This window comes from Pseudomonas sp. AG1028 (assembly GCF_007993955.1).
GTDB lineage: Bacteria > Pseudomonadota > Gammaproteobacteria > Pseudomonadales > Pseudomonadaceae > Aquipseudomonas > Aquipseudomonas straminea.
Window position 1 is genome coordinate 105,546 of the sequence record NZ_VIVP01000002.1, and the last position, 20,000, is coordinate 125,545.

The 20,000-nt window shown below is 62.8% G+C and carries 16 protein-coding genes and 4 pseudogenes; 13 read left to right on the top strand and 7 right to left on the bottom strand.

Translation table 11 applies throughout. The features are described 5' to 3' along the window. Positions 1–20 precede the first annotated feature (20 nt). The 4 genes from kdpC (at position 21) to FB481_RS23150 (ending at position 4,272) form a co-directional block, all read left to right on the top strand. The gene (gene kdpC / locus FB481_RS03475; protein WP_093502309.1) at positions 21–614 is read left to right on the top strand and encodes a potassium-transporting ATPase subunit KdpC; all 594 of its coding nucleotides are present in this window, start codon (positions 21–23) and stop codon (positions 612–614) included. Positions 615–619: 5 nt separating this feature from the next. Continuing rightward, entirely contained in the window at positions 620–3,292 is a 2,673-nt protein-coding gene (locus tag FB481_RS03480) for a sensor histidine kinase KdpD (RefSeq protein ID WP_147175087.1), read from the top strand. Continuing rightward, positions 3,279–3,992, top strand: a complete 714-nt coding sequence (locus tag FB481_RS03485; RefSeq protein ID WP_147175088.1) for a response regulator — start codon at positions 3,279–3,281, stop codon at positions 3,990–3,992. Before FB481_RS03480 ends, FB481_RS03485 begins: the two co-directional genes overlap by 14 nt. A 106-nt stretch (positions 3,993–4,098) precedes the next feature. Further along, the gene (locus tag FB481_RS23150; RefSeq protein WP_167363107.1) at positions 4,099–4,272 is read left to right on the top strand and encodes a hypothetical protein; all 174 of its coding nucleotides are present in this window, start codon (positions 4,099–4,101) and stop codon (positions 4,270–4,272) included. A 38-nt stretch (positions 4,273–4,310) separates the two neighbouring features. Here FB481_RS23150 and FB481_RS03490 read toward each other — a convergent pair whose 3' ends face one another. After that, on the bottom strand, positions 4,311–4,706 hold the full coding sequence (locus tag FB481_RS03490; protein WP_178109828.1) for a YkvA family protein: 396 nt from the start codon (positions 4,704–4,706) through the stop codon (positions 4,311–4,313). Positions 4,707–4,964: 258 nt separating this feature from the next. Between FB481_RS03490 and FB481_RS03495 the strand changes: the two genes are divergently transcribed. From FB481_RS03495 to FB481_RS23465, 3 genes and pseudogenes are all read left to right on the top strand, one after another. After that, positions 4,965–6,035 carry an extracellular solute-binding protein gene (locus FB481_RS03495; protein WP_178109829.1) on the top strand — a complete coding sequence of 357 codons (1,071 nt, stop codon included), beginning with the start codon at positions 4,965–4,967 and terminating at the stop codon, positions 6,033–6,035. Between the two features lie 448 nt (positions 6,036–6,483). Beyond that, positions 6,484–6,744: pseudogene (locus tag FB481_RS23310) on the top strand (PAS domain-containing protein); the annotation flags it as partial. A 90-nt stretch (positions 6,745–6,834) separates the two neighbouring features. Then, positions 6,835–6,988: pseudogene (locus FB481_RS23465) on the top strand (methyl-accepting chemotaxis protein); the annotation flags it as partial. 85 nt (positions 6,989–7,073) lie between these two features. Here FB481_RS23465 and FB481_RS03505 read toward each other — a convergent pair. Both FB481_RS03505 and yghU read right to left on the bottom strand, forming a co-directional pair. Beyond that, a complete protein-coding gene (locus tag FB481_RS03505) occupies positions 7,074–7,637 on the bottom strand; it encodes a hypothetical protein (protein WP_147175092.1) in 564 nt (187 codons plus the stop codon). Between the two features lie 224 nt (positions 7,638–7,861). Beyond that, on the bottom strand, positions 7,862–8,701 hold the full coding sequence (gene yghU, locus FB481_RS03510; RefSeq protein WP_147175093.1) for a glutathione-dependent disulfide-bond oxidoreductase: 840 nt from the start codon (positions 8,699–8,701) through the stop codon (positions 7,862–7,864). A 1,525-nt stretch (positions 8,702–10,226) separates the two neighbouring features. Between yghU and FB481_RS23470 the strand changes: the two are divergent. The 3 genes and pseudogenes from FB481_RS23470 to FB481_RS03520 all read left to right on the top strand — a co-directional run. After that, a pseudogene (locus FB481_RS23470) lies at positions 10,227–10,355 on the top strand (HAMP domain-containing protein); the annotation flags it as partial. A gap of 153 nt (positions 10,356–10,508) precedes the next feature. Beyond that, entirely contained in the window at positions 10,509–11,213 is a 705-nt protein-coding gene (locus tag FB481_RS23475) for a methyl-accepting chemotaxis protein (protein ID WP_372239537.1), read from the top strand. Between the two features lie 155 nt (positions 11,214–11,368). After that, positions 11,369–11,776, top strand: a complete 408-nt coding sequence (locus FB481_RS03520) for a DNA methylase (protein ID WP_167363118.1) — start codon at positions 11,369–11,371, stop codon at positions 11,774–11,776. Positions 11,777–11,785: 9 nt separating this feature from the next. On the opposite strand, the gene FB481_RS03525 is transcribed toward FB481_RS03520, so the two are convergent. Beyond that, a complete protein-coding gene (locus tag FB481_RS03525) occupies positions 11,786–12,274 on the bottom strand; it encodes a hypothetical protein (protein ID WP_147175094.1) in 489 nt (162 codons plus the stop codon). Positions 12,275–12,477: 203 nt separating this feature from the next. Here FB481_RS03525 and FB481_RS03530 point away from each other — a divergent pair, with 203 nt between their 5' ends. Then, positions 12,478–13,023 carry a DUF4124 domain-containing protein gene (locus FB481_RS03530; RefSeq protein WP_256662701.1) on the top strand — a complete coding sequence of 182 codons (546 nt, stop codon included), beginning with the start codon at positions 12,478–12,480 and terminating at the stop codon, positions 13,021–13,023. 81 nt (positions 13,024–13,104) lie between these two features. Here the strand turns inward: FB481_RS03530 and FB481_RS23480 are convergent, their stop codons facing one another. The 3 genes and pseudogenes from FB481_RS23480 to FB481_RS03540 form a co-directional block, all read right to left on the bottom strand. Further along, positions 13,105–13,860 carry a methyl-accepting chemotaxis protein gene (locus tag FB481_RS23480; RefSeq protein ID WP_372239539.1) on the bottom strand — a complete coding sequence of 252 codons (756 nt, stop codon included), beginning with the start codon at positions 13,858–13,860 and terminating at the stop codon, positions 13,105–13,107. A gap of 102 nt (positions 13,861–13,962) precedes the next feature. Continuing rightward, a pseudogene (locus tag FB481_RS23485) lies at positions 13,963–15,243 on the bottom strand (HAMP domain-containing protein); the annotation flags it as partial. A gap of 179 nt (positions 15,244–15,422) precedes the next feature. Next, on the bottom strand, positions 15,423–16,481 hold the full coding sequence (locus FB481_RS03540; protein WP_147175096.1) for an extracellular solute-binding protein: 1,059 nt from the start codon (positions 16,479–16,481) through the stop codon (positions 15,423–15,425). A gap of 534 nt (positions 16,482–17,015) precedes the next feature. Here FB481_RS03540 and FB481_RS03545 point away from each other — a divergent pair. Next, on the top strand, positions 17,016–18,467 hold the full coding sequence (locus tag FB481_RS03545; protein ID WP_147175097.1) for an APC family permease: 1,452 nt from the start codon (positions 17,016–17,018) through the stop codon (positions 18,465–18,467). A 176-nt stretch (positions 18,468–18,643) separates the two neighbouring features. Beyond that, on the top strand, positions 18,644–19,987 hold the full coding sequence (locus FB481_RS03550; RefSeq protein WP_147175098.1) for an alginate export family protein: 1,344 nt from the start codon (positions 18,644–18,646) through the stop codon (positions 19,985–19,987). Positions 19,988–20,000: the final 13 nt, after the last annotated feature.

Consider the following 20,000-nt stretch of genomic DNA (forward strand, 5'->3'; position numbering starts at 1 on the left):
GACTACATTGGGTGAACGATATGACCAACCACGTTAATGCGTCCCAGAGCAATCTGCTGCGTCCCGCCTGCGTCCTGGCGCTGATCAGCCTGCTGGGCTTCGGCCTGAGCTATTCGCTGCTCGCCACCGGCATTGGCAACGGCCTGTTTCCCGAGCAGGCGAACGGCAACCTCATCGAGCGCAACGGTACCGTCATCGGTTCCGAATGGGTGGCGCAGCCCTTCACCAGCCCCGGCTATTTCCAGGCGCGACCCTCGGCCGCCAGCTATGATCCGATGGCCATGGCCGGCAGCAACCAGGCGCGCACCAACCCGGCGCTGCACCAACGCATCGACGAGCAGCGAGCCGCGGTTGCCAGCCAGGAGGGCGTCGAGCCTGCTGCCGTACCGGGCGATCTGCTCACCCAGTCCGGCGGCGGCCTCGACCCGCACATCAGCCCCGAGGCGGCGCAGATTCAGGTCGTCCGCGTGGCGCGCGAGCGCGGCATGTCGCCAGGCGAGGTGCAGACGCTGGTCGGCGCCTACACCGAGGGCCGGCAATGGGGGCTGTTCGGTGAACCCAGGGTCAACGTGCTGCTGCTCAACCTGGCCCTCGACGAAGCCCACAACAGGTAGCAGCCATGCAGGAAAACCGTGAAGCGCGCGCCGATGCCCTGGCCGGCGAACTGCGCCGCCAGGACAGCGGCCACCTGACCCTGTTTCTCGGCGCCGCGCCCGGCGTGGGCAAGACCTACGCCATGCTGTCCCGCGCCCGGGAGCTGCGCCAGCAAGGTGTCGACCTGGTGATTGGCGTGGTGGAAACCCACGGCCGCAGCGAAACGGCTGCATTGATCGACGGCCACGAGCTGATCCCGCGCCGGCAGGTCGACTACCAGGGCCACCGGCTGGACGAGATGGACCTGGACGCCATCGTGCAACGCCGCCCGCGCATCGTCCTGGTCGACGAACTGGCCCATCGCAATGCGCCCGGCAGCCGCCACGAACGGCGCTGGCAGGACGTGCTGGAGCTGCTGGACAGGGGCATCGACGTCTACAGCACGGTGAACATCCAGCATCTGGAAAGCCTCAACGACATCGTGCACCGCATCACCGGCATTCGGGTCAGCGAGACGGTGCCCGATGCGGTGCTTGATCGGCTGCGCGACATCCGCCTGGTCGACCTGCCGCCGGGCGAGCTGATCGAGCGCCTGCACCAGGGCAAGATCTACCTGCCGGACATGGCCGAACAGGCGCTGCAGCGTTTCTTCTCGGCACCCAACCTGGCGGCGCTTCGCGAGCTGGCCATGCAGACGGCGGCCGACCATATCGAAGACCACCTGCGCGAAGCCCACACGGCCCAGGGCATCAGCGCTCTGGCGCTGCGCCGGCGGGTGTTGATCGCCATCGACGGCAGCGGCAATTCTGAATACCTGGTGCGTGCCGGCCGGCGGCTTGCCGAGCTGCGCGACGCGCCCTGGAGCGTGGTCACCGTGCAGCGTGCAGGTGGCATCGACACGGCCAGGCAGGCCGAACTCGACCGCGCCTTCGCCCTGGCGCGTAACCTGGGCGCCGATACCCAGGTGCTGCATGGCAACGCGATCGCCGACACGCTGCTCGACCATGCCGCCCATGACGGGGTGTCCACCCTGGTGGTCGGGCGCAGCCGCGAGCGGCCTATCGCCCGCATGTTCAACCGCACACTGACCCAGCGCCTGCTGCAGCATGGCGCCCATTATGAGCTGGTGATCCTCAGTTCCCCGCATGCGCGCGCCCAGGCGCGGGCCCGCTGGCGGTCAGGCGCGCCGGTACGCTGGTTGTCCTGTCGCGATGCGCTGTACGCCAGCCTTTGCGCCTCGGTGGCGACGGGCTTCGCGGGGCTGGCGGAGCAGTGGGTCGGCCTCACGGACCTGTCGATGATCTTTATCGTCGCGGTGGTCGTGGTGGCGGCGCGCACGCGCATGTCTGCGGCGATTCTGGCGGCCATTCTGTGTTTTCTGGCCTACAACTTCTTCTTCATCGAGCCGCGCTACACGCTGATCATCGCCGCGCCCTGGGGCATCACCACGGTGGTGCTGTTCCTGCTCGCCGCGCTGGTGGCCGGGCGGCTCGCCTCGCAACTGCGCATGCAGGTGCTGACCTTGCGCGCTGCCAACAACCAGGCCTCGGTGCTGCAGCACCTGGGCCGCCAGCTCAGCGCTGCCGCCGATCTGGAGCAGGTGCTGCAGGCCGGGCGCAACACCCTGGAGCGCGCATTCGGGGCGACCGTCATGCTGCAGGTCGGCGCCAGCCAGAGCTACTCGCCCGGCGTGCAGCTCGCCCAGCTGGACAGGGCCGCCGCCGATTGGGCTTTGAGCCACGGGCAGCCGGCTGGCCGGCATACGCAAACCCTGGCCGGCGCCGCCTGGTGGTTCCTGCCGCTGTTGGGTAACGATCAGGCAATCGGCGTCATCGGTTTGCAGGAGAACACCGAGCAACGGCAGCTGAGCACCGAAAACCGCCGCCTCGCCGAAGCGATCTGCACGGACATCGCCCAGGCGGCGCTGCGCACCACGCTGGTCGCCGAGCTTGAGGCGGCGCGGGTTAACAATGAAACCGAACGCCTGCGCTCGGCGCTGCTCTCATCGGTGTCCCACGATCTGCGCTCGCCGCTGGCCGCCATGATGGGTTCGGCCGGCAGCCTGATCAGCTATTCGGCGGCGATGAACGAGGAGGATCGCCTCAGCCTGTTACAGACGATCCAGCAGGAGGGCGAGCGCCTCGACCGTTACATCCAGAACCTGCTGGACATGACGCGCCTGGGCCACGAGGGCCTGACCCTGCAGCGCAGCTGGATCGGCGTCGACGAACTGGTCGGCTCGGCGACCGGTCGGCTGCGCCGCTATCGCCCGCAGGTCCTGGTCGACCTGCAGCTGGACGCCGACTTACCGCCGCTGTGGGTGCACCCGGCGCTGGTCGAGCAGAGCCTGTTCAATGTGTTGGAAAACGCCGCCAAGTTCTCGCCCGCAGGCCAAAGCATCCGGGTGTTCGCCCGGCAGGTCGACAGCCACCTGCAGCTGGACGTGCAGGACCGCGGCCCGGGCATCGCCGAGGAGGAGCGTGGGCGCATCTTCGATATGTTCTACAGCATCGAGCGCGGCGACTGCGGCAAGCAGGGAACCGGCCTGGGGCTGACCATCGCCCAGGGCATGATCGGTGCTCACGGCGGCAGCGTTAGCGCGTTTGCCGGTGAAGGCGGGCAGGGCACGCTGATCCGCCTGAGCATCCCGCTGCTAGCACCGGACGAATCACGGGAGGCACCCGATGAGCGTGAATGAAGCGGCTTCCACCTGCGCGCGCATCCTGATCATCGACGATGAGCCGCAGATCAGGCGCCTGCTCGACATCAGCCTGCGCGCCCAGGGTTATGAGGTGCAGCAGGCCGAGGACGGCAGCCGCGGCCTGCTCAGCCTGGCGCAGAAGGGCGCCGACCTGGTGCTGCTGGATATCGGCTTGCCGGACCTGGATGGCCACCAGGTGCTCAAACAGCTGCGCGAGTGGAGCAGGGTGCCGGTGATCATGCTCACCGTGCGCGGCGCCGAAACGGAAAAGGTCGCGGCTCTCGACGCAGGCGCCAACGATTACGTGACCAAGCCCTTCGGCACCCAGGAGCTGATGGCGCGCATCCGCGTGTTGCTGCGCCAGCACGGCAGCGAGCGCAATGAACCTTTTATCTACGACGACGGCGACCTGCATATCGATCTCGCCCGCCGTGAGGTGCTGCTGCGTGGCGAGCGCCTGCAACTGGCGCGCAAGGAGTACGCGCTGCTGGCGTTGCTGGTGAAGAACAGCGGGCGCGTGGTGACCCAGCCGCAGATCCTGCGGGAAATCTGGGGCAAGACCCACGACGACGACCTGCACTACGTGCGGGTGCTGGTGGGCAAGCTGCGTCAGCGCCTGGGCGACAATGCCGCCTCACCGCGCTGGCTGGCCACCGAGCCGGGAGTTGGCTTGCGGTTCGTGGCGGCAGATGGGTGACGGCGGGTAGCTCCGCTGCCGTCCGTCGAGGTGGTTGCACTTCGTCTATCCGGCGTCTCACCAACCTTTAAGCGCAGGCGTTCTGCGCAAACACGGGAGATCCGCCATGACAGTCGAACAGAAAAACGGCCCGGCCGAACCTTACCAGGGCCCGTCCGCCGACAGCCCGACCCAGGGCCACGGCGCGAAGAAGGAGCAGGAGGCGGTCAACTCGGAGGCCGAGCGGGAAGTCGATGCTGATCAGCGCGAAAGCGGGCAGGGCGACAAAAGCGCCGATTGATTAGTGTCGTGACTTAAAGCCCAGGCACGTCGCCGGGCTTAGTTCTGTCGCCAATAATGAGTGGCGGCTTGCCAACACCAAACAGCGACAACCAACCAGATCACCACGATCAGGGCGCCTGCGATCATGCTCCTTGGCCGTGGTGTTCGATTGCGCTCATGCTCGGCCGCCTGCTGACGGCATTCTTCGAGCACGTTCGCCGGCATCAGGCGCATCACCAGCCAGATGCCCAGCGGCAGCAGAATCACATCGTCCAGAAAACCGAGAACCGGAATGAAGTCGGGGATCAGGTCGATAGGGCTCAGGGCATACGCCACCACGACGATGGCCAGCCCCTTGGCAAGCGCCGGCGTCTGGGGATGCCTGCAACTTAACCACAGCACCATGACTTGCCGTTTGAGGGCCTTGGCCCAATCCTTGATGCGCCGCAGCATCTTGTTCGTCTCATTTTCGTTTCGGTGGTCGGGGTGCTGGTGACCTCTCAGCAGAGCCCGGCGGGCGTGCATTGTACAAACTTGGTCGTTCAGGTTTCGCCTGCCGCTGCTACGCCAAAGCCGTCATCGTGCTCTGGTGACCCTGTTGGCTTGAGCCGGCAATGCGTCACGGCGGCACAAGAGTTCGGCATGCAGAAACAAGACGGGGCGGGTTCGGTGGGTTATTGCTAGGGCCTGACCACTTCAGGATTCTGGACAGTGAAAACCTTTCTAGTTGCCGTGCTCGTTTGTTGCGCCGTAAACGCTCACGCGCAGACGCTGAAAATCTACAACTGGGCCGGTTACATCGACCCGGCGGTGGTGGAGGGTTTCCAGCGCGAGACGGGTGTCACGGTCGACTACCAGACCTATACCTTGGCCCAGGATTTGTCCGCCGCTCTGGATGCCGGCGCCGATTTCGACCTGGTGGTGCCCTCGCACTTTCAACTGCAGCGGCTGATCGAGCAGAACCAGCTGCAGGCGCTGGAACCGAGCAAGTTGAGCCGGTACGGCAATCTGGATCCCAAGCTGATGGCGTCCCTGGCCGGCCTTTCGGGGGCCGGCCGTTATGTGGTGCCGTACCAGTGGTCGACGGTCGGGCTGGTCATTGATGCGGCCCGCGTCGAGCAACAGCTAGGCAAGCCAGCACCGGCCAGCTGGCAGCTGTTGTTCGATGGCCAGTACGTCGCTCAGCTGAAGGGCTGCGGGATCGGCTGGGTCGATGCGCCGCAAGAGATGTTTTCGTTATGGATGAATTTCCAGGGCAAGCGCCTGCTCGACGCATCACCAAGGCGGCTGGCCGAGGTGGGCGCGCAGATGCTGCAGCAGTCCGCCGCCGCGGGCACGCTCGACAATAACACCTACATCGAGCAGTTGGCCGCGGGGCAGCTGTGTGTGTCGGTGGCCTGGAGCGGTCACGCTCTGCAGGCGGCAGCTCGCCGTTCGACCTTGAAGTTTCTGGTGCCGCAAGAGGGCGGACTGTTGACCGTCGACAGTTGGGCCATTCCCAAAAGTGCCAAGCAACCGGAGCTGGCCTACCGCTTCATCGACTACATGCTCGATGCGCGTAACGCCCACCTGAACAGCGAGGCGACGCATTTCTATGCGCCATTGCGCAGCGATCTGCCGGAAATGGCCGAGCTGGCCAAGCAGTCCGCCGAGCTGGTGCCGCCGCCTGGCGAGCGCCGTCGCCTGTACTTTCTCGAACCACTCAGCGCGCAGCAGACGCAGGTGATCAACCAGCAGTGGCAAGCGATCAGGCAGCAATATCAACAGCAGCAACGCCCATAAAGCGAACGGGGTAGTCGTCATGTTTTTCCGTGGCCGTGAACGTAAATTCGCTGAGGAGCTGAGTCGGCAACTGGCCGACCTGTGTGCCGGGCAGCCAACATCCTCCGTGCAAAGCACCCTGCAGGATTACCCACCGCTTGGCGCTGCGCTCGAGCGGGTGGCGAAGGTGCTACGCAGTGGCCGCGACGAGGTCGCCGTGCTGCAGCAGCGAATCCAGGCGCTGACGGCGCAGCGGGATCAGGCGTTGTTGCGTGAGCAGCAGGCGCTCGATGAGCTGCATCAGCAGCAGTTCGATGTGCAGAGCGCGCAGCAGCAGCTCGAACAGCAGGCGCAGGCCTTGAGCGCGTGCCAGCTCGAGGCGCGCGTCTGGGAGGTTGCCCAATCGACGCTGACTGAGGGGTATTGGGACTTCTCGATAGCCAACGGCAGGCTCGATGACCCGGCCAGCATGCTGCGCCTGTCCAGCCAGTTTCGGGTGCTGGTCGGCTACAACTACGCCGAACTGCCGGATGGCATGGAGAGCCAATCGAGTCTTGTTCATCCCGACTACCTGAACGCGATGGCGAGCATCTTCGAGCGGGAGATCGTCGACCCGGCGGGCAGCGGCGAGTACGTGATTGAGTACCTGATGCGCCACAAGGTGCGTGGCTATATCTGGTTTCGCGAGCGTGGTCGGGCGGTGCGCGACGAGCAGGGGCGGCTGTATCGGGCGATCGGTGCGGTGCGCGACATCTCCGATGAGCGCAGCGCCCGCGCCGCCCATGAGCAGATGCTCAAGCACAACGAAGAGACGTATGGGCAGATCGCCCAGGTTGTCAGCGTCATCAAGGGCATCGCCGAGCAGACCAACCTGCTGGCCTTGAATGCGGCCATCGAAGCCGCCCGCGCCGGCGAAGTAGGTCGCGGCTTCTCGGTGGTCGCCGATGAGGTGAAGAAGCTGGCGCAGAGCACACGCCAGGCGACCCACGAAATCCAGGCGATGCTCGGCGGCGCCAAGGCGCGGGCGCAAAGCGTCGAACTGCAGGGCAAGGGCTAGGATCAGTATCGGCGCGGCAGGCTCACCGATTCGATGAGTGTGCCCGCTGGACTCTTGATGATTCGCAATATGGCAATGCCGCCTCTGTCAGGCATCGAGTTGTACTGCTCTCGGCTTATGCAGAGGTGCAGCCCAAACGCCTGATGATTCTCGGTCTTGATCTGGTAATCGCAGGTGCGATACCTGCCATATTCCTTTTCCCTGGCCTTGATCGCCTCGGTGATGACCATCTCCGTGCCGAATAGCGACGTGTAGATTCTCGGGATCACGATGTACACGTGGAGAAGGGCATACAAGTAAAACACCAGGGGAAGCAGCCAGAGTACCCATTTTTCCTTCCTGCTTTCTGGTCGCTTGGCGAGCACCCAAGAGCCGCTTTTGAACTTGCTGTAGAAAATCGCGAAAACAACGCCTGTAAGCACTGCCGTTACTATCACCGAGGGCCAATACAACTCTGGATTTGGCACGAAATCGTGGTAGACGATGAAGTACAGCGTTCCTGTTATCGCGGGGAGTGCTGCCAGTAATACGGCAAATTTCTGATGGCGGCTGACGGGTTTTGTCATCGGGGCGAGGAGCCTGCGCAGTACGAAGCGCGCGGTAATTGGGGCACGTATTATTCCATGGCAGATTGCCTAGTGGGACAGCCGCAGCCCTCGATAAGCGGCAGCGCCATCATGCGCCGCACGATCATCCTGGTGCCAGATAAAGCCAAGCCCCGATGCTGAGAGGCATCAGGGCTTGATGGTGTAGTCACCGGAGCGGTTGGCGTTAGCCGGTTTTCAGCGCCTCACACCAGATCAGCAGCCTCATGCCGCTCGGGCACCTGCTCGGCTTCAGCGCCCCAGGTGCGATTGACCCGGCGGCCGCGTTTGACCGCTTCGCGCTCGGCGATCTCGTTAGCCCAGCGTAGAACGTGGGTGTACTCGTGGGCCGAAAGGAATTCGGCTGCGCCGTAGACGTTGTTGCGCACCACTTCGCCATACCAGGGCCACACGGCGATATCGGCGATGGTGTAGGTGTCGCCGGCCAGGTAGCGATTGTCGGCGAGGCGCTGGTTGAGCACGTCCAGCTGGCGCTTGGCTTCCATGGTGAAGCGGTTGATGGCGTATTCGAACTTCTCCGGCGCGTACACGTAGAAGTGCCCGAAGCCGCCACCCAGATAGGGCGCCGAGCCCATCTGCCAGAACAGCCAGTTGAGGGTTTCGGTGCGGCCAGCCGGGTCCTTGGGCAGGAACTCGCCGAACTTTTCCGCCAGGTACAGGAGGATCGAGCCGGACTCGAACACGCGGATCGGCGTATCGCCGCTGCGGTCGAGCAGGGCTGGAATCTTCGAGTTCGGGTTGACGCCCACGAAGCCGCTGGAGAACTGGTCGCCTTCGCCAATGCGGATCAGCCAGGCGTCGTACTCGGCGCCGCTGTGCCCCAGGGCCAGCAGCTCTTCGAGCAGGATGGTCACCTTCACACCGTTGGGCGTTGCCAGGGAGTAGAGCTGCAGGGGGTGCTTGCCGACCGGCAGTTCCTTGGCGTGGGTCGCGCCGGCAGTGGGGCGATTGGTCTTGGAGAACTGGCCGCCGGAAGCTTCCAGGTGCTGCCATACCTTTGGCGGGACATAGTTTGATTGGGTCATCGAATCCTCGCTAGCGCGTGATGGGGCAATGCATATGAACGCGAGGCTAGCCCGATTACGCCCCTTATTCGAGTACCCGCGGCGCATGATGGGTATCGACCAGGTTGATACGTGAATGTCCAGCGCGGGGTTCTTTCGTTTCGCTCGTTAGATGAGTGACATTCAAGGAATTGGACGAGAAGTTGTACAGGAATCGTCAGGTTATACCTAAAGCCGCCGACAGTCGTGGGAGTGCAGCGTTTTCTGGCTAGTGCCTCGGCTGTCCAGACGCTTTCCTGTCGCTACGGCTAGCGAAATATTTTGTTGCAACGATATCCAGAGGCAATAGTCACAGCAATACACGAATAGTGGCGTATTGCCATTTATGGTGTGGCGACCTTTCTGCGAAGGCGCATCGAGACAGTACGAGCACAAGGCTGGTTGAAACACGAGCCGCTGTGAGCGCCATAAAACACCAAGCCGATCCTATGAGATCAGTGAGAAAACCATGATGATCCTTGCCCCTGCCATGCACCTGACCAGTCGGCTGCGCTTTCCCGTCAAGTTCGCGATTCTCGCCATAATCGTGCTAATTCCGCTTGCCCTGCTTGGGCTGCGCGTTGTCAATCAGATCAACGCCAGCATCGACAATATCCGCCATGAGCAGGTCGGCCAGCGCTACCTGCTGGATGTCACGCCCATATTGCGCCTTTCGATGCTGCAGCGCGCGCTGACCAATCGTCTGCTTAGTGGCGATGCCACCGCCCAAGGCGATTTCGCCACAAACCAGTCGAAATTGCAGGAGGCGTTTACCAAGCTGGAGGCTACTGATCGTGAGTTGGGAACGGCCCTGGAAACTGGCGACCGCGTTGCTCGTTTGCGCGCAGACAGCCAGCAGCTGATTGACCAGGCCAAGGGGACTGCTGAGCAGACGGCCATGTTCGACGCATGGAATGAGCAGCTCGGCAAGGTGTTGAATTTCGTTTATCTGATCAGTGCCACCTCCGGCATGGTGCTGGACGAGGACTACGACTCGCTGTTCATGATCGACCAAAGCACCCTGCGCCTGCCGCGGCAGATCAACGTCGTCGGCCAGTTGCGCGGCCTGGCCAGCGGGCTGCGTGAAGGCCAGCCTCTGAGCGTCGGCACGCGCTCGTCCATGCGAGTCTTGCTCAAGCAGGAGTTGCAGATTCGCCAGGAGCTGCTGCAGAGCCTGACGCTGTTGCGCCGCAACGCGCCTGCGCTGACCGACCGCCTGCAAGCGCCGATCAACAGCGCATTGCACTCACTGGACAGCTTCCGTGCGGATCTCGACCGGGTACTGACTGAGACCGACAGCACAATCAGCGGTGTGCAGAGCCTGGCGGCCAAGGGTAATGCCGTGGTTGCCGATCTGTACAAGGCCCAGGACGTGCTGCAGCAAGAGTTGGCCGACGTCCTGGCTAATCGCACCGATGAACGGGTATCCGATCGGACGCTGATCCTGGTGATGTTCGTGTGCATGGGCTTGCTGTTGGCCTATGTGTTCGCCGGTATCTATGGCTCGATGCGCAACGCTATCGACCAGGTGCTAGCTGCCACCCGGCTAATCGCCCAGGGCGACCTCACTGCTCAGGTGCAGGTGCGCGGCAAGGATGAAATGGCCGACGTGGGTAATGGCTTCAACCACATGGTGCAAGCCTTCCGCACCTCGCTGACCCAGGTTGAGCACAGCTCCCACGCGGTGTCCGAGGCGTCGGTGCGCCTGGGGGCGTCCATCGAGCGGGCCAAACAGTCGATGAATGGCCAGCAGGGCGAGACCGAGCAGGTGGCCACTGCCATCAACGAGATGACTGCCAGCGTCGCCGATGTGGCGCAGAACACCGAAGGCGCTGCACGGGCGGCCGGGCAGGCCAGTCAGGCCTCAGCCAATGGTCTGGCGGTGATGCAGAACACGCGCATGACCATCGAAGCGCTGGCTGGCGAGGTGGAACTAAGCGCGCAGAATGTATCGGCCCTGGCAGTGCACAGCCAGGAGATCGGCGGGGTCATCGAGGTGATCCGCAATATTGCCGACCAGACCAACCTGCTGGCGCTCAACGCCGCTATCGAAGCGGCGCGCGCTGGTGAGCAGGGCCGCGGCTTCGCCGTGGTGGCCGATGAGGTGCGCACCCTGGCATCACGCACCCAGGGCTCGACCGAGGAAATCCGCCGCATCATCCAGGAACTGCAGAGCGCCATGTCGGCTGCCGTGGAGCAGATGAAGACCGGCCAGGACAAGGCTCAGGCCTGCGTGCAGTCGGCGGATCAGGCGGCCAAGAGCTTGGGGGTGATCAACGACGAGGTCGAGCAGATCGTCGGCATGAATACCCAGATCGCCAGCGCGGCGGTGCAGCAGCATGCCGTCTCCGAAGACATCAACCGCAACGTCATCGAGATTCGTAACGGCAGTGTGGTGCTGATCGACGGCATCGAGGAGAACGCCCAGACCGCCGACGAACTGTCGCGTCTGGCCGGTGAGCTGCGCACGGTGGTGTCGCGCTTCAAGATCTGACCGGCTTCGGCCATCGCGGCGCGCTCGGCAGATCAGGTGAGCGCTGCCCGCTGCCCGTGGTCTGCTCTGCACAAGGCGTAGCGAGCGCGCGCCGTTGAGGGAGAGCAGCGACGGTGACTGAAAGACGCATCAGCGCACAGCAATTGGGGTTGGCGATGGGCCTTGCTGTGGCCGACGAGAAAGCACTGTTCAAATGGCTGCTGGCGAGTTTTCTGTTCGGCAAACCTATCCAGCAATCGGTGGCCGAACGGGCCTATCGGGTTCTCGTGGAGCAGCACGGCCTGGATTCGCCTGCCAGGCTCGCCCGCTGCAGCCAGCAGGAGCTGGTGCTGCTGCTCGGTCAGGCGCATTACGTGCGCTACGACATCTCCACTGCCGACCGCTTGCTAAAGCTCAGCCGTAAGCTACTGGCCGAGTATGACGGCAGCGTTATCGCCATCTGCCGGCAAAGTTCTGATCAGCATGATTTCGCAATGCGCCTGCTGGCCTTCGAAGGCATAGGCCCAAAGACGGTGGAGATCTTTATGCGTGAGGCCGAAGTCGGGCTTTACGGACAGAGCTGATCAAGACAGTCAGGCGCGGGTGCTGTGCACATTCTTTTTCTGCAGTATTTCCGAGGCCTCGTTGTAGGCTGCCTGGAAGGTCTCGCTGCCGATCCATTGGACCGCCGCGTCTTCGCTCTCGTTGTGGAACAGGCCGCGATACACGATCAAAAGGCCCATCATGAAGTCGGTCGCCGCTTCCGGATCTTCCTCGGCGACCACCAGCTCCAGCACCGGGTATTGCAAAAATACCAGGCACAGGGCGAGCAGGCTGATGGCCTCGGCTTTGTGCATGGCCTGGAACAGGTCGTCGAAGTGCGCCGGGTCGAAGCCGTTTTCCTCGATGTCCTTGAAGTCGAAGGTGCTGAGGTCGATCTCCACGTCATCGAAGGGCTCGTCGATCAGCGGGTTGGCCAGCACCGGATGGATGACCGGCGCCTTGGGCTTGCCTATACGGTTCTGCTTGGCCTTGGTCTTGGCCCGCTGGGCGCGTTTCTTCTGCTTGTCGGGGGAGGCCATGGTGGCGCAGTCCTTTTGTGGAGCTGAAAGCGGATGCGCATTGTATGCAGTCTTGCCTGTTCCGTTGCGCAACTTTTATAGAGGCCAATATGGCGCGGTTCGCAGATAGGCGAAAGGCATTGCGGGTGACTCTTGGCAAAGCCATCGCCCGACTCTAGATTGCCGGCAGCGCAACCCGCGCTTGGTAAAGGGATTTATTCGCCATGCTCACTCGCCAGATACTTGCGATGCTCCTGCTGTGCAGCCTGTCTGCCCAGGCCTTGAGCCAGGTGTACACCTGGGTGGACGAGAACGGCCAGAAGCATTTCGGCAGCCAGCCACCGGCTGCCCAGCAGGCCGAGGCGGTGACGATCAAGCCGGCATACGCCGGTGAAACGCGAGCTGCCAGCCCTGCCGCCCCCGCTCAGGCAGCATCAACTGAGGCTGTCCCTGCCAAAACGTCGAAGCGCGAAATGTGCCAGAGCGCGATGCGCTGGACTGCCGTCGACCTCAAGAACCTGCACGAGATCGCCGAGGAGCGCAAAAGCGGCGGGCGTATCACCGCAGCCGAATACGCCCAGGCGCAAGACAACTTGGCCGGCGTGGAGCAGAGGATCAGCCTGCAGGACTGCGTCACCAGTTCCAGCGAGGATCAGCAGCGCTACGAGTGCCTGTCAAAAGGTGCTGGCGTACTGGTGTGTTCCGGGTTGATGGCGGCAGCCATGGAGGAAGCCGAGCAAGAGGCCGCGAAGCGAACGCGCAAGCCGTAAGTAACGGTTTAGCGATTGTCGAAAAAGGCCCTGGCGATGAACCCGCCAGGGCCTTTTTCTCCGTATTTGAAACCTGCTGCCCTACACCTTGAACTGATCCATCAGTTTCATCTGCTGGTTGGCCAGGCTGTTGAGCTGATTGCTGACCTTGGCCGATTCGGTGGCTTGTTCGGTCAGGGTTTCGGTCACGGTGCGGATGGCGGCCACGTTGCGGTTGACCTCTTCGGCCACGGCGCTCTGTTCTTCCGCTGCGCTGGCGATCTGCAGGTTCATGTCGCTGATCACCGACACCGCGTCGCTGATCCGGCCCAGGGTCTGGGCAGCGTGCTGGATCTGTTCGACGTTGGCTTGCGCGTGCTGATGGCTGGTGTGCATGGTGGTGACCACGCCGCGGGTGGCGCCCTGAATGCGCTCGATGACCTGGCGGATTTCCTCGACCGAGTCCTGGGTACGACGGGCCAGGTTGCGTACTTCGTCGGCGACTACCGCGAAGCCGCGACCGCTGTCGCCGGCACGGGCTGCTTCGATGGCGGCGTTGAGGGCCAGTAGGTTGGTCTGCTCGGCAATGCTGCGGATCACTTCAAGCACCGAACCGATCTGTTCGCTGTTGACCGCCAGGGCTTCGACTTCAGTCACGGCCTTGCTGATTTCATCGGCCAGGGTACGAATGTCCTTGCTGCTGCGCTCGATGATGGTGCGGCTTTGCTGAGCGGATTCGTCGGCGCCGCGGGCGGCTTCGGCGGCATTGGAGGCGCTGCTGGCAACCTCCTGAGCGGTGGCGCTCATTTCATTGGAGGCGGTGGCGACCTGATCGACTTCGCGGAACTGGATCTGCATGCCGTCGCTGGTCTGGCTGGCGATATGCGAGGACTGGTCGGCGGTGGCGCGAGCTTCGGTGATGCTCTGCTTGATTTGCGCGATAGTCGGCTGCAGCTTGTCGAGAAAGCGGTTGAACCAGCTCGCCAACTCGCCCAACTCGTCGCGCTTGTTGTAGCGCAAACGCTGGGTCAGGTCGCCTTCACCGCTGGCGATGTCTTCGAGCATATGGGCCACTTCGTTGATCGGCCGGGTCACGCCTGAGGCGGTCAGCCAGATCAGGATCAGCCCCACCAGGCCGGCAATCAGCGCCACGCTCAGTGCCTTGATGGTGCCGCTGGTCTGGGCTTGGTCGAGCAGGCCCTGCAGTTTCACCGCGTCGGCCAGCAACACCTTTTCGGGCAGACCGATGGAAACGCCCCAGGGTTTGGCATTGGCGATGGGGCTGACCGGGTAGACAGCGTATATGAAGTCGCCTTGCTCGAGGGTGCTCGGCGCGCTGTTGCCCACCGCCGCGAGAATCTTCTTGCCTTCGTCGCCCTGGGCTTCTTCGATGCTCTTGCCGATCTGGCTATCGTCGGTGCTGTAGGCGGCCAGGGTGCCGCTGGGGGAGACGATCAGCACCCGGCCGGCGTCGTCGAACAGCCCGTGCTGGGCTTCCCTGGCCGCCGCCTGCAGCGAGGCCAGCTCCAGATCGACGCCTAGCGTGGCAACGACCTTGTCACCCTCCATCACCGGGATGGTCAGCGACGTCATCAGCAGGCGCTTGCCTTCAAGGGTGTCGGCGTAGGGTTCCAGCAGGCAGGCGGTCCTGCGCTCGCGGGGGCAGGTGTACCAGGCGTTGTAGGGTGTGCCGCTGATGCTCAGCTCGGTTTTGTTGATGTCGGCTTCGGTGATCATGATGTTCATCGGCTGCGGCGTACTGCGCGTCCAGGCACTGGAGAAACGGCCGGTTTCATTGGAGCCGCGAGCGCTGTCGTTGACGAACTCACCGTCGCGACCATCCAGGGCATTGGGCTCGAATACCAGCCAGACGCCCAATACCTTGGTATTGCGCTCGAAAGTGGTCTTGATGCTCTGGTTGATCGCTTCGCGCAGGTCGCTGGTCGGCATGCCAACCTTGGTGGCCAGGGTGCGCAGGTCATGTACTTCATCGGCCAGACTGGTGGCCACCACCAGGGTTTCGCTGAAGGTGCGCTGCAGCCTGACCGATTGTTCGGCGGCCCGGGCTTCGAGCAGATTTTCGACGCTGTCAGTCAACATCTGGCGGCTGGAGGTGCTGGTCAGTTGGTTGTTCTGGCTGCTTTGATAAAGGTTCATCCCCACGATCAGGGCGATCACACCAAGCAGGCAAAGCCCGGAGAGCAAAACGATTTTCAGCCGAATCGACATCGAGTTGAACATGGCGCTATCTCTGAAGTACGCGGTTGCTCAGCGCTGCTGAGCAGGCACGAGTGGGGTCTTTAGGGGTATCGGCGCGGCGGTTCTTTTCATGAGCGGGTACCCTTGAAAATGCTGCACCGTTGAGCGCTTCGCTAGCTGTCATATAGACACTAGTCGACTCGGCGGTGACCGCCATGCTTCTAAGGGCTGCTTGCCCGAAGTTTCTGCCAGGTGCTGTCCAGTGCTGATTTCTGGGCGGCGCTCAAGGATTCCAGCAGGTAGCTGGCGCGCCGTTGCTTAGCGTTCATCACCTGCAGTGGATAATCGGCTGCGAACTGCAGCATGGCGGGTGAGTCACTTGGCAGCGGCGGGTAGAAATGCGTGGCCTGGGCATTGCGAATGGCGTTTTGCGGGGTGATCAGAAAGTCGATGAAGCGGTAGGCCAGCTCCGGGTTGGGCGCATTGGCAGGGATGGCCAGGGTATCGATGTACATCGCGGCGCCCTCATCGGGAATCACATAGCTCAGCGCCGAATTTCTTTCGATCGCCCGCAGGGCATGGCCGCTCCAGCTCATGGCCAGGCACAGCTTGCCTTGCGCCAAGGCATCGATGTACGCCCAGTTGTTCAGTTCGGCGAACTTGGGCATCAGGGGTTCCAGGGGTTGCAGTGCCTTGGCGATTTGGCGCGGGCTGCTGACCGTCGGATTACGACCCTTGTAGTTGAGCATCAGCGAGGCCACTTCCTGAGGGGCATCGATCAAGCCAACGCCACAGCTGAACAGGCGCGACACCTGTGGGGGTTCGAACAGCAGGCTCCAGCTCGTCGGCAATGGCGTCCCGTAGGCGGCCTGGGCCAGAGTGGCGTTCACCACCATGCCAACCGAACCCCACAGGTAAGGCACCGCATGTTCCTTGGCCGCTGGCTGGCCGGCCAGCATCGACAGCAGCCAGGGATCGAGCTGTTTGTAGTGGACCAGGCGGCTGGTATCCAGCGGCGCCAGCTTGCCGCCAGCGACCAGCTCCTTGAGCATGAAATGCGACGGCACGATGACGTCATAGGTCGTGCCTGACTGCATCGCCTGTATCAGCTCCTCGCTGGTGGTGAACCCCTGATACTCCACGCGTACGCCGGTGCTGCGTTGAAAGCCCTCGATCACTGCAGGGTCGAAGTAGTCCTGCCAGCTCAGGAAACGCAGTACTTGTTGGGCGTGCACGCTGTTGCAGGCGAGTAGGGTTATCAGGCAGACCAGGGCTTTCATGGCGTCGCTCCTTGGCTCAAGGGCACTCGGATGAGGCGGGGTGTTTGGGGCAGGGAGCCGCAAAGGCTGACGAGGGCATTGGGCATGCCGGAACGAGACATACCGCAATCGTTGCCGGGGTCGAGAACGAGGTTATCGGTGCGGGGCTCGATCCGGTGCAGATCGCGTTCATTGGCATCGAAGGTGCTGATCTGCTGCCTCGGATCATGGTGAAGCCCTTAGCTGCATTCTTATTGTTCTTGTCGTGACGGGCAGGGCGAGATGAGGCTGCTGCCGATCCGGTCTTGTCGCGATGATAGGGGCGGCCAGCGGCCGACGTTATCCCGAATTGGCAAGGGGGACAGATACCCGCGCACAGGTGTGAACCATCTTGGAAACAGGGTTTTTTTGGCTGCCAATATGGGATAACGCCACTTGGGGGAAGGGCCTAGGATCATTTTCGACAGCCAATAACAATTGCGTTCCGGTCGGCCAGGAGGGCGCGTCGCCTTCTTCCGACCCTTGCAAACTGCCTCATAAAATAAGGTCAAGAGAATGAGCGTATCCACGAGTGTGCCTGCAGGCTCGAACGAGCTGCGGCGCGGTGCCCTGAGCGTTGGTTTCATCATCTTTTTCGTGGTGTCGGCGGCCAGCCCCCTGAGCGTACTGGCCGGCGGCTTCCCGATCGGCATCATGCTGGGTAGCGGTGCCGGTACGCCGGCGCTGCTGGTGATCGCCCTGCTGGTGCTGCTCGCGTTCGCGGTGGGTTACACCACCATGGCGCGGCACGTCACCAATGCCGGCGGCTTCTATGCCTTCTCCTCGCGCGGCTTGGGTGGGCTGGCGGGCGGGGCGGCGGGGATGCTGGCAATGTTCGCCTACAACATCCTGCAGGTTGGTCTTTATGGCATGTTCGGCGGTGTGATGGCTGGCACCATGTCCAGCGTGTTCGCCATTGACCTGCCCTGGTGGTCGTACTCGCTGATGGCCATGGTCAGCGTGGCCATTCTCGGCTACCGCAATATCGATCTGTCCGCGCGGGTGTTGTCGCTGATCGTGGTTGCCGAGTATCTGGCCATCTTGGTGCTGGACATCGCCATCCTGCGCAGCGGTGGCGACAGCGGGGTGAATTTCGACTCCTTCAAGGCCGAACATGTGTTCAGCGGCAATCCGTCGATCGGTCTGCTGTTCTGCTTCGCAGCGTTCATCGGCTTTGAGGCAACCACCATTTATGGTGAGGAGGCGAAGAACCCGCAACGCGCCATCCCCATCGCCACCTATGTGTCGGTGCTGCTGATTGGTTGCTTCTACGCCATCTCGATCTGGTCCATGGTCATTGGCGTGGGCACTGACAAGATCGTGCCGACCCTGCAGGCGCTGACCGACCCGACCACCTTCATCTATGGACTGTCCGATCATTACGTCGGTGCCCATCTGACCCAGGTGATCCGCGTGCTGTTCGTGGTGAGCATCTATGCCGGCCTGCTGGCGTTTCACAATTCGGCGGCGCGCTACTTCTACGCCATCGGCCGTGACGGCCTGCTGCCCAAGTCGCTGGGCCTGACGCACCGCATTCACCAGAGCCCGCACATGGGGTCGGCCCTGCAGAGCCTGATCGCTGCCGTGGTGGTGCTGATCTTCGCGGTGATGGAAGCCGATCCGATCCTGCAGCTGTTCGCCTGGTTCTCCAGCCTGGCCACGCTGTGCCTGCTGCTGCTCATGGCGCTGACCTCGGCCGCGGTGCTGATGTACTTCAAGCGCAACCCGCAACTGAAGCTGGGTCTGCTGCGCCGTCTGATCCTGCCAGCGTTCTCCTGTGCGGCCTTGGGCATTGTTCTGGTCATCGCAGTCATCCATTTCGACGTGCTGACCGGCTCCAGCAAGGCGATCTCCTATGCGCTTTGCGCGGTCATCCCCGCGGCCCTGATCGGTGGTGTGCTGTTGGCCATGCGCCTGCGTCGCAAGTCGCCGGAATGCTTCGCCAAGCTGGGTAGCCACAAGCTGTAAGCTATTTTCCTTCTCTCTGCGCCAACCCCGCCTTACAGCAGTGCTGCCGACGGGGTCATGAGCGAGCAACCCAATCTATCCGCAACAGTCTCCGGCGGGCGAAGGTGGCCCAATCGCTGTATTGCGATTCGCCGGTGGCGGCAACAACGATAAATGGACGTGAAAGGAGCATCACCATGGAATATCGCAAAGCGGCAACACGCCTTTCCAGTGGCGGCCTGGCCCTGAGCCTGGCCATCGGGATGGCTACACCAGCGGGCGCTTATGAGTTGTACAGCGACGAAGACACCCATCTCAACGCGGACTTGCTGGCGGTGTTCGGCATGATGAACAGCCGCAAGAACTACGACGGCACCACCGGTGGTTCGACCTGGAGAGAGGGCTTCATCAAGTACGGTTTGAGTGGCGATCAGGAGCTCGGCGGCGCGGGCACCGCCTACGGCGCGTTCAGCTTGGTCAGCTCGGCGACCTGGGGCGATGGAGACGCCGGCGGCAATTCAGACGGTTCCGAGCGCACCACCAAGATCGAGGATGCCTACCTGGGTTGGCGTTCCGGTGACCTGTTCCCTGCACTCGGCAAGGATGGCTTGGACTTCTCCGCGGGCCGCCAGGTGGTCAAGTTGGGGCGTGGCTTCCTGATCAACGACGACGGCACCAACCTGGGGAACGGCCCGCAAGGGCCGAACGGCGGAAGCCTCAACCGTGGTGGCGCCTATTACGCCGCCGCGCGGCATGCCTTCGACCGCACGGCGGTTTTGCGCCTGGGTGGCGAGCAGGGCGTGCATGGCTCGGTACTGTGGCTCAAATCCGATAATCGCGTGCAAGCGCAAACCGAGCTGGCCGCCAGTACGCTGGACTACACCACCGATGCTGGCACCCTCGGCTTGACCTGGATACACGGCCTGGACGTCAACAAGCGCTGGGCCAATCCTATCCAGGCGCAGCGCGACAATATGGATGTGTACAGCGTTCGTGGTGAAGGAAGTGCCGGCATCGAGAATGCCAACTTCGCTTTCGAATATGCCTGGCAGGATGTCGATACCGGCGTGGAAAAGGCCTGGTATGCCGAGGCCGGTTATACCTTCGCCGATGCGCCGTGGTCGCCAAGCCTAACCTACCGTTACACACGCTACTCGGGTGGCTGGGATTCGCTGTTCACTGGCCTCAGTACCGGTTACGGCACCTGGTTCCAGGGCGAGGTGGCGGCCAACTATGCGGGGCCGTTCAACACCAATACCGGTATCCACCACGTAGGCCTCAAGGCCACACCGATGGAGGGGCTGACCCTGGGGGCGCTGTACTTCGACTTCAGCACACTGCACGACCGTGACACCATCAACCGCGATGCGCGTGAATTGGACCTGTACGCCGAATGGGCGGTCAGTGAGCACCTGATCATCACGCCGCTGGTGGGCCTGTATCAGCCGAAGGAGAGCTCGGACAACGGTGGTATCGGCAGCCAGGTTGGCGGTAATGGCACCAATGTCTACAGCCAACTGATGGTGGTGGTGCCGTTCTAAGTGCCTATTGGTG

What these genes read in the sequence shown, in the direction of transcription:
- FB481_RS03530 (WP_256662701.1), top strand. Translation starts at nt 12,478, where the DNA reads ATGCTCACTCGCCAGATACTTGCGATGCTCCTGCTGTGCAGCCTGTCT.
- FB481_RS03545 (WP_147175097.1), top strand. Translation starts at nt 17,016, where the DNA reads ATGAGCGTATCCACGAGTGTGCCTGCAGGCTCGAACGAGCTGCGGCGC.
- FB481_RS03540 (WP_147175096.1), bottom strand. Translation starts at nt 16,481, where the DNA reads ATGAAAGCCCTGGTCTGCCTGATAACCCTACTCGCCTGCAACAGCGTG.
- FB481_RS03505 (WP_147175092.1), bottom strand. Translation starts at nt 7,637, where the DNA reads ATGACAAAACCCGTCAGCCGCCATCAGAAATTTGCCGTATTACTGGCA.
- FB481_RS03520 (WP_167363118.1), top strand. Translation starts at nt 11,369, where the DNA reads ATGGGCCTTGCTGTGGCCGACGAGAAAGCACTGTTCAAATGGCTGCTG.
- kdpC (WP_093502309.1), top strand. Translation starts at nt 21, where the DNA reads ATGACCAACCACGTTAATGCGTCCCAGAGCAATCTGCTGCGTCCCGCC.
- FB481_RS03480 (WP_147175087.1), top strand. Translation starts at nt 620, where the DNA reads ATGCAGGAAAACCGTGAAGCGCGCGCCGATGCCCTGGCCGGCGAACTG.
- FB481_RS03525 (WP_147175094.1), bottom strand. Translation starts at nt 12,274, where the DNA reads ATGGCCTCCCCCGACAAGCAGAAGAAACGCGCCCAGCGGGCCAAGACC.
- FB481_RS03550 (WP_147175098.1), top strand. Translation starts at nt 18,644, where the DNA reads ATGGAATATCGCAAAGCGGCAACACGCCTTTCCAGTGGCGGCCTGGCC.
- FB481_RS03490 (WP_178109828.1), bottom strand. Translation starts at nt 4,706, where the DNA reads ATGCTGCGGCGCATCAAGGATTGGGCCAAGGCCCTCAAACGGCAAGTC.
- yghU (WP_147175093.1), bottom strand. Translation starts at nt 8,701, where the DNA reads ATGACCCAATCAAACTATGTCCCGCCAAAGGTATGGCAGCACCTGGAA.
- FB481_RS23480 (WP_372239539.1), bottom strand. Translation starts at nt 13,860, where the DNA reads ATGCAGATCCAGTTCCGCGAAGTCGATCAGGTCGCCACCGCCTCCAAT.
- FB481_RS23475 (WP_372239537.1), top strand. Translation starts at nt 10,509, where the DNA reads ATGACTGCCAGCGTCGCCGATGTGGCGCAGAACACCGAAGGCGCTGCA.
- FB481_RS03485 (WP_147175088.1), top strand. Translation starts at nt 3,279, where the DNA reads ATGAGCGTGAATGAAGCGGCTTCCACCTGCGCGCGCATCCTGATCATC.
- FB481_RS23150 (WP_167363107.1), top strand. Translation starts at nt 4,099, where the DNA reads ATGACAGTCGAACAGAAAAACGGCCCGGCCGAACCTTACCAGGGCCCG.